Genomic DNA, 7,484 nt, shown 5'->3' on the forward strand with positions numbered 1-7,484 from the left:
ATCCTATTTACCACCGCTCGTTTTTCTTCATTATAAACAAAAATACCCTATAAGATGACCTTTTTGAAAGTGTCTATCTTATAGGGTACATTTTATTTTTGAGGCCATCTTCACGGCGGACATTTTTGTCCAACACGGCAAAATCAAAGTTTTCAACAAATCCGTATTCAATCATGCGGTCAAACCAAAAATGGATTGTCCTAATAAGGTAGTCGGCTTTACGACATTTTTGTCTGAAAGTACAGGTGGTCTCCTCAAAAATGAGGAATCGTAAAAATTGACGAGTCCATAATTTTGTGAGGTCGGCTGATTTTTCAGCTCACGTATTTGGCGGCTGAATTTTAAGTCATGAGATTTCGTAGCAGGAAATTCGACAGTGAAAAGATGCCCACAAATTTGTGGTGATGTTTTACAAGGCAATTGTTACGCCAGGTGTTTTTTGTGGAAGGTAAAATAAAAAGGACTGGGGTATTATTCCCAGTCCTACTTACATTCCTACAAACATGCCCACCAAAGCGTTAATATTTAGCCCCAAACTAGCCCCAATTCTGCACCGAAAACATGCTTTATCTTGCATTGTTGAGATAATGGAGAATAATATCATAATCGTTGATTTATCAGACTTCAAAGCACTTGCATATTGTATTTTGCATCATTCCTAATATATAATAAAAAGGTTATAGTAAAAACATTAAAAGGGAGCGTCCATAATGGCGAACGAAGCAAGATCGCAGGTGAACATTAAGCTCATTTCTACAATTCGCCCAATTGAGGGGGAATCTGAAGGTTATGAAATGTTGCTAACAGGGCAGCTACTTGAAAAAGCAGGAAGCATATATTTGAAATATGAAGAGGTGCAAGAGGATAAAACCATCCGCACAACTATGAAGCTAGGCAATGAACAGGCATTAATTATGCGTAATGGAGCAGTAAAAATGCGATTACCACTTAACATAATTGAACAACAAATGGGTCATTATGAAAGTGAATTAGGTTCAATGCCACTCGTCATAGACACGAAGGAAATGACATTTACAAAGCAGGCAGTAAGTGGAGATTTCCATGTACAGTACGATTTACTAATGGGTGGGCAATCCGTTGGCAATTATACATTAGACATTACATTTACGGAGGTACAATGATGAACGCAGTAGAACAAGTACAACAAGCCATTAAAGTGGCAATTGCGCAGGCTGTTGAAAAAGCTAGTTTAGTCGAAGCTGGCACAGAGTTAAATATTCACCTAGAAACACCGAAGGATAAGGCAAATGGGGACTATGCAACAAACATTGCAATGCAATTAACGAAGTTAGCAAAAAAACCACCTCGTGCGATTGCAGAAGCAATTTTAGAAAACCTAGACACAGCAGGGACAGATATTGAAAAAATCGATATTGCTGGCCCTGGCTTCATGAATATCACTGTGCGTAAAGATTTCCTAACAGGTGTAGTAAAAGCAGTGCTTGAGCAAGGTGCTGATTATGGCCGTTCAAATGCTGGTGCAGGAGAAAAAGTTCAAGTTGAATTCGTATCTGCAAATCCAACAGGAGATCTTCATTTAGGTCATGCACGTGGAGCTTCTGTAGGGGATTCATTATGTAATGTGTTAGATATGGCAGGTTACGCAGTATCTCGTGAGTACTACATTAACGATGCAGGTAACCAAATTAATAACTTAGCGTATTCACTTGAAGCTCGTTATAAGCAAGCTTTAGGATTGGATGCTGAGATGCCAGAGGATGGCTACCACGGTCCAGATATTATTGAAATCGCTGGTAAACTAGCAGGTGAGCATGGCGATGCAATTTTATCAAAATCTGAAGAAGAACGTTTTGCATTCTTCCGTCAACATGGTTTAGCGTTAGAATTAGCCAAGTTAAAAACAGACCTTGCAAACTTCCGTGTAAACTTTGATGAGTGGTATTCAGAAACATCACTATACGAAAACGGCAAAATCGAAGTAGCTTTAGATAAACTGAAAGCGAATGACCATGTATTTGAAGAAGACGGTGCTACTTGGTTCCGTTCGACAACATTTGGCGACGATAAAGACCGCGTGTTAATTAAAAATGATGGCTCTTTCACATATTTGACTCCAGATATCGCATATCATGAAGATAAAATTGTACGCGGCTTCGATAAATTAATTAATATTTGGGGTGCTGATCATCACGGCTATATCCCACGTATGAAAGCTGCCATTCAGGCGCTTGGTTACGACCGTGATACACTTGAAGTAGAAATCATCCAAATGGTTCAACTTTATAAAAACGGTGAGAAATTCAAAATGTCTAAACGTACAGGGAATGCTGTTACAATGCGTGAGCTTGTAGAAGAAGTTGGCTTAGATGCAGTTCGTTACTTCTTCGTGAAAACAGCAGGCGATTCTCACATGGACTTTGACCTTGACCTTGCCGTTTCTCAATCAAACGAAAACCCAGTGTACTACGCACAATATGCACATGCACGTATTTCTTCAATTTTACGCTCAGCAAATGAGCAAGGCTTTGCTGCAACAACAGATCATTTAAGCCTACTAACTGCTGAAAAAGAAATCGATTTACTGAAAAAAGTGGGCGACTTCCCGAAAATGGTAGCAGATGCTGCGAAGCACCGTACACCACACCGTATCGCCAACTATATTCAAGAAACAGCAGCTGCATTCCACAGCTTCTATAACGCTGAAAAAGTGTTAGATGCTTCAAATAAAGAGCTAACAGAAGCTCGCTTAGCCCTTATCACTGCTGTGCGTACAACAATTGCCAACGCACTACGCTTAATCGGCGTTTCAGCACCAGAAAAAATGTAATAATCGTCTTTCCAGCCCTCGGCACAATCATGTGCCGGGGGTTTTTTTGTTTTAGGTAGCAAGAGCGGTTGAGGCGAGGGAAAGAGTGGCTGGGGCGACGGAAAGAATGGCGGAGCGACAGTAAGAGTGGCCGGGGTGAGGGAAAGATTCCGGGGAGGCGGAAAGAATAGCCGAAGCGACGGAAAGAGCAGCCGTGGCGACGGAAAGAATAGTCGAAGCGACGGAAAGAATCCGAAGCGACGGAAAGAATAGTCGAAGCGACGGAAAGAACCGCCGAGGTGACGGAAAGAATCCGAAGCGACGGAAGGAGCAGTCGGGGCGACGGAAAGAATCCGAAGCGACGGAAGGAGCAGTCGGGGCGACGGAAAGAATCCCCAAAAACGTGGATAGAACCATCAAAAACGTGGATAGAATCCCCAAAAACGTGGATAGAACCCCCAATATCGCGGATAGAACTCTAAAAGTCGTGGATAGAACCATCAAAGTGCTAGATAATATCTCCGAAATAATCAGATTCATCTCTCTAAAACTATAATTTTCTGCAAAATTCAGATATTTTGTTGAAGTTTACGTTAGCGTCAATGATATACTGATGAAAAATGGGAAGGGGGAGATGGTGTTGAAGACGATTCAAGAAGTGGCTAAGCAGTTTAATGTTTCAACACGGACAATTCGCTATTATGAGGAGCTGGGGCTGCTTCATCCCAATCGATCATCTACTAATCAGCGAACCTTTTCAAAAAAAGAATTAGCGAAGCTTAAGCTTATTATCCGAGGAAAGCGGTACGGTTTTTCACTTGAGGAGATTAAGGAGATGGTGTTGCTGTTTGATTATGATCGCACCGGCATTCAGCAGTTGGAGCGTACGGTCGAGTATGGGGAACAAAAAATTGAAGAGATTGATGGCAAAATTGCAGAGCTTGTACAGATGAAAAAGGAGATACAGCAGTTACAAGGCATATTTACAGAAAAATTAGCGACTTTAAAGGGAGAGATGCTTGATGAATAGTTCGAATTTGTTAGCACGTAATGCGCGAAAGTACCCTATGAGTGAAGCGGTTGTTTGTCAGGGCAGACGAGTAACTTATCGTGATTTAGATGAGCAAGTGACACGTTTTAGTCATGCTTTAGTAGAGCAGGGTGTGCGACAAGGCGATAAAGTAATCATTTTTATGCCAAATGTTGTAGAGTTTGTTGTTAGCTATTTTGCTATTCAGCGCATCGGGGCTATTGTCGTACCGGTAAATGCGAAATTTACGTTGCAGGAGGTCGAGTATGTAGCTCGGCATGCTGATGCTAAAGCTATTTTAGTGCATGAGGCAATTTTTGCAGTAGTTGAAAACATCACGGTAGTTCCTTTAAAAATCAAAACGGGTCAAGAGTACGCTGGCTGGCTAAACTATGAAACACTTATTGAACATGCAAGCACTCAAACAATTGATTGCCAGTTGAATGAAGATGATGTCTCAACGATTTTATATACATCAGGTACAACGGGAAAACCAAAGGGTGTGTTGTTTAGCTATCGCAATATTTTATCTGTAGCGCAAATGATTGCAGTGGAAATGGAAGTAAAGCCAGAAAGCCGGATCCTTCTTATGATGCCGTTAACGCATTCAGCTCCATTACATTTATTTTTAATGGCAGGGGTACTTGTAGGATCAACAAACGTGTTAACACCAACGTTTACACCTGATTTATTTATTGATTCAATAGAGCAGGAGCGGACGACACATTTCTTTGGAGCGCCTGTTGCATATTTGTTAACTGCCCAACTGCCAAGATTGCAAACAGCTGATTTATCATCGATGAAATGGTGGGCATATGGTGGCGCACCATTATCACAAAACGAAGTCCGTCATTTACAAAAAGCTTTTAGAACAGAAAATTTAACTTGTGTCTATGGCTTAACAGAGGCTGGGCCAAACGGTTCAATATTGCTTGGTGAAGAGCATGCAACGAAGGCGGGGAGTGTTGGGCGACGTGCACCACTTGGAGCAGAGTTGCGTATTATCAACGACATTGGAGAAGATGTCAGTGTTGGTGAAGTAGGAGAAATTGTGTTATTCGGTGAGAGCAATATGCTGGGCTATTACAAGGATGACATTGCAACAAAGGCTGCATTTATAGATGGCTGGCTGAAAACAGGAGACTTAGCTCGCTTAGATGAGGACGGCTATATTTGGATTGTCGATCGTAAAAAGGATGTCGTTTTTTCAGGCGGTGTGAATATTTATCCGAAAGAAATTGAAGATCGTATGTTGAGTTATGAGGGAATATTTGAAGTTGCTGTAATAGGTGTACCACATCCGGAGTGGGGAGAAACGGTGAAGGCTGTTTATGCTGCTAAAACAGAAATTGACGAGAACGAACTTAAAGCTTATTTGGAGGAGCATCTTGCTAAATATAAAATTCCACGCATGTTTGAACGTGTGGAAGCGCTACCACGAAATGCATCAGGCAAAATACTAAAACAAACGTTGAAAGGACAAGAGGTGAAATAAAATGAAGGTTTTACAGCAGGAAGAAATGAAGACAACAAACTTTTTTAAAGAGAATGATACACTTCAAAATGTTTTAGAAATGATGCTAGATAAAGAGTTTGCGGAATATGCAACACGTGAGCTAACAGATTTCGGCGAGCTTTGTGCAGGAGATATTGATGTGAGAGCTAAACATACGGATAGAGAGGGTGAACCTCGATTACAAAGGTATAATGCCTATGGTGAAGAAGTGTCAGAGATTTGGGTCAATGACGGCTATAAAAAAACAATTGAAGAGACGTACAATACTGGCATTGTTGGCTATGTGCATAAAGATATTCCGCAATTAGGTAGAAAGGGCAACTATGTGTATAGCTTTGCTCAAGGCTATATACTATCACATGCTGAACCAGGCTTTTACTGTCCTGTTACGTTAACGATGGCAACGGCTTATCTGCTTGATCATTATGCGAGTGATGAGGTGAAGGAGCGCTTTTTACCACATGTTTGTGCAACTGGAGAGACAGAGCTCTATGAGGGGGCTACATTTTTAACGGAGCGCCAAGGTGGCTCTGATGTCGGAGCGAATGTTGTAGAGGCAAGGCAGGACGGCAATCAGTATCGTTTATATGGTGAGAAATATTTTGCATCTAACGCTGGAATGTGTGGAGTGACTATGGTATTGGCACGCATGGAAGGGGCTCGCGCAGGCTCAAAGGGTTTAACATTGTTTGCAGTTCCATGGAGAAATGATGATGGCACAGTTAATAACCTGCGCGTTCGGCGTTTAAAGGATAAACTTGGTGTTAGAGCAGTACCTTCTGGTGAGGTGGAATTTGATGGGGCGCTAGCATATGTTGTTGGTGATCCGAATAAAGGGATTTACTATATGTTGGAGGCGCTTAATTTATCAAGAATTTGCAATGCAGTTGCTTCTATCGGCATCATACGTCGCGGCTATTTAGAGGCGAAGCACTATGTGACAAATCGCCATGCATTTGGTAAGCCTTTAACGCAATATCCTATGATCCAGGATACACTAGGGAAATTTGCTGCCAAGCTTCATGTAGAAGTTGCTACGGTTTTTGATCTTATTCAGCTATACGATAAAGTAACTAGTGGACAGGGGAATAAAGAGGACATCATTTTGAACCGCTTGTATATTGCAATCATGAAAAAAGAAACGGCTGAGCAAGCTGTACATTATGCGAGTGAAGCCATTGAATTACATGGCGGAAACGGCTATATTGAAGACTTTGTTACACCTCGGTTATTAAGAGATGCACAGGTCCTTACCGTATGGGAGGGGACTGCAAATATTTTAGCTTTAGAGCTCATTCGTTTAGTTGATAAGTTTCATGTGCACGTAATGTTTGTTCGTGTTATGGAGGAACGTCTAGAAAAACTGGCTGTCAGTCCATTAGTTGAAATTGTAGTAGGGCAATTAGCAAAACTAGATTCAACTTTGCAAACATTTAGCCGTTTAGATGATGCAACAAAAACGTTTGAAGCAAAAAAGGTCGCAGAGCAAATGGCACATTTATATGAAAGTGTTGTAGCAGTTGAATGGGCACAAAGATTCGGCGGCAAATATGAGAAGCTAGCAGACATTTATTTAGAGAATACATGGGCATTACGAGAAATGGGTGCACCAATGAAAACGGTACAGTATTTTTCTGACATAGTTTAACTTTTTTCAGCGTCCAAACATCCGCTGAAATAGAGGAACCCAGTCTAAGCACGCCACGTCCTGTGGCAATGATGACGAGCATAATTGATTTGATGAAGAGTCGTCTCGAATGGAGGCGACTTCTTTGATTTTCATGTATAATACAATCAACTGAATATTATAAAGGTTCTTTACTTAAGTAAAGTGAAAAGGGAAATCGGTGTAATTCCGATGCGGTCCCGCCACTGTAAGTGTGAGTTTTTTCAATCTGCGCCACTGAAAATTTCGGGAAGGCTTGAAAAAGCGTATGAAGCACGAGCCAGGAGACCTGCCTTTATAGAAAACACGTTGTAGCCTACGAGGATAGGATGGTGGATTTTGTATATGTATATTGTGCAAATTTGACCCCCTCATTTTTTTTATGATGAGGGGTATTTGTTTTGTAAGCTGAATATCGATAAATTTGAAAAAGAGGGCGATACCCCCACAATGTTAGGTAATAAACTCAAAAAGTTGGGTGATA

Annotated in this window: 5 protein-coding genes and 1 riboswitch; all 5 genes read left to right on the plus strand. The window is 41.2% G+C overall.

What is annotated here, in order from left to right; translation table 11 throughout:
- Positions 1-710: 710 nt before the first annotated feature.
- The 5 genes from ACFTQ7_RS13885 to ACFTQ7_RS13905 all read left to right on the plus strand — a co-directional run bounded on the left by ACFTQ7_RS13885 (position 711) and on the right by ACFTQ7_RS13905 (position 6,982).
- Positions 711-1,142 carry a YwiB family protein gene (locus tag ACFTQ7_RS13885; protein ID WP_323648762.1) on the plus strand — a complete coding sequence of 144 codons (432 nt, stop codon included), beginning with the start codon at positions 711-713 and terminating at the stop codon, positions 1,140-1,142.
- Complete coding sequence (argS, locus tag ACFTQ7_RS13890; protein WP_386829439.1) at positions 1,142-2,809, plus strand: arginine--tRNA ligase; 1,668 nt, start codon at positions 1,142-1,144, stop codon at positions 2,807-2,809. The genes ACFTQ7_RS13885 and argS overlap by 1 nt, the downstream gene beginning before the upstream one ends.
- Positions 2,810-3,428: 619 nt before the next feature.
- The gene (locus ACFTQ7_RS13895; protein WP_386829441.1) at positions 3,429-3,818 is read left to right on the plus strand and encodes a MerR family transcriptional regulator; all 390 of its coding nucleotides are present in this window, start codon (positions 3,429-3,431) and stop codon (positions 3,816-3,818) included.
- Positions 3,811-5,313, plus strand: a complete 1,503-nt coding sequence (locus ACFTQ7_RS13900) for a class I adenylate-forming enzyme family protein (protein ID WP_386829443.1) — start codon at positions 3,811-3,813, stop codon at positions 5,311-5,313. Before ACFTQ7_RS13895 ends, ACFTQ7_RS13900 begins: the two co-directional genes overlap by 8 nt.
- Position 5,314: 1 nt before the next feature.
- The gene (locus ACFTQ7_RS13905; RefSeq protein WP_386829444.1) at positions 5,315-6,982 is read left to right on the plus strand and encodes an acyl-CoA dehydrogenase family protein; all 1,668 of its coding nucleotides are present in this window, start codon (positions 5,315-5,317) and stop codon (positions 6,980-6,982) included.
- A 146-nt stretch (positions 6,983-7,128) separates the two neighbouring features.
- Positions 7,129-7,311, plus strand: a riboswitch (cobalamin riboswitch).
- Positions 7,312-7,484 lie beyond the last annotated feature (173 nt).

Source organism: Lysinibacillus sp. NPDC056959, from assembly GCF_042674095.1.
Taxonomy (GTDB): domain Bacteria; phylum Bacillota; class Bacilli; order Bacillales_A; family Planococcaceae; genus Lysinibacillus; species Lysinibacillus zambalensis.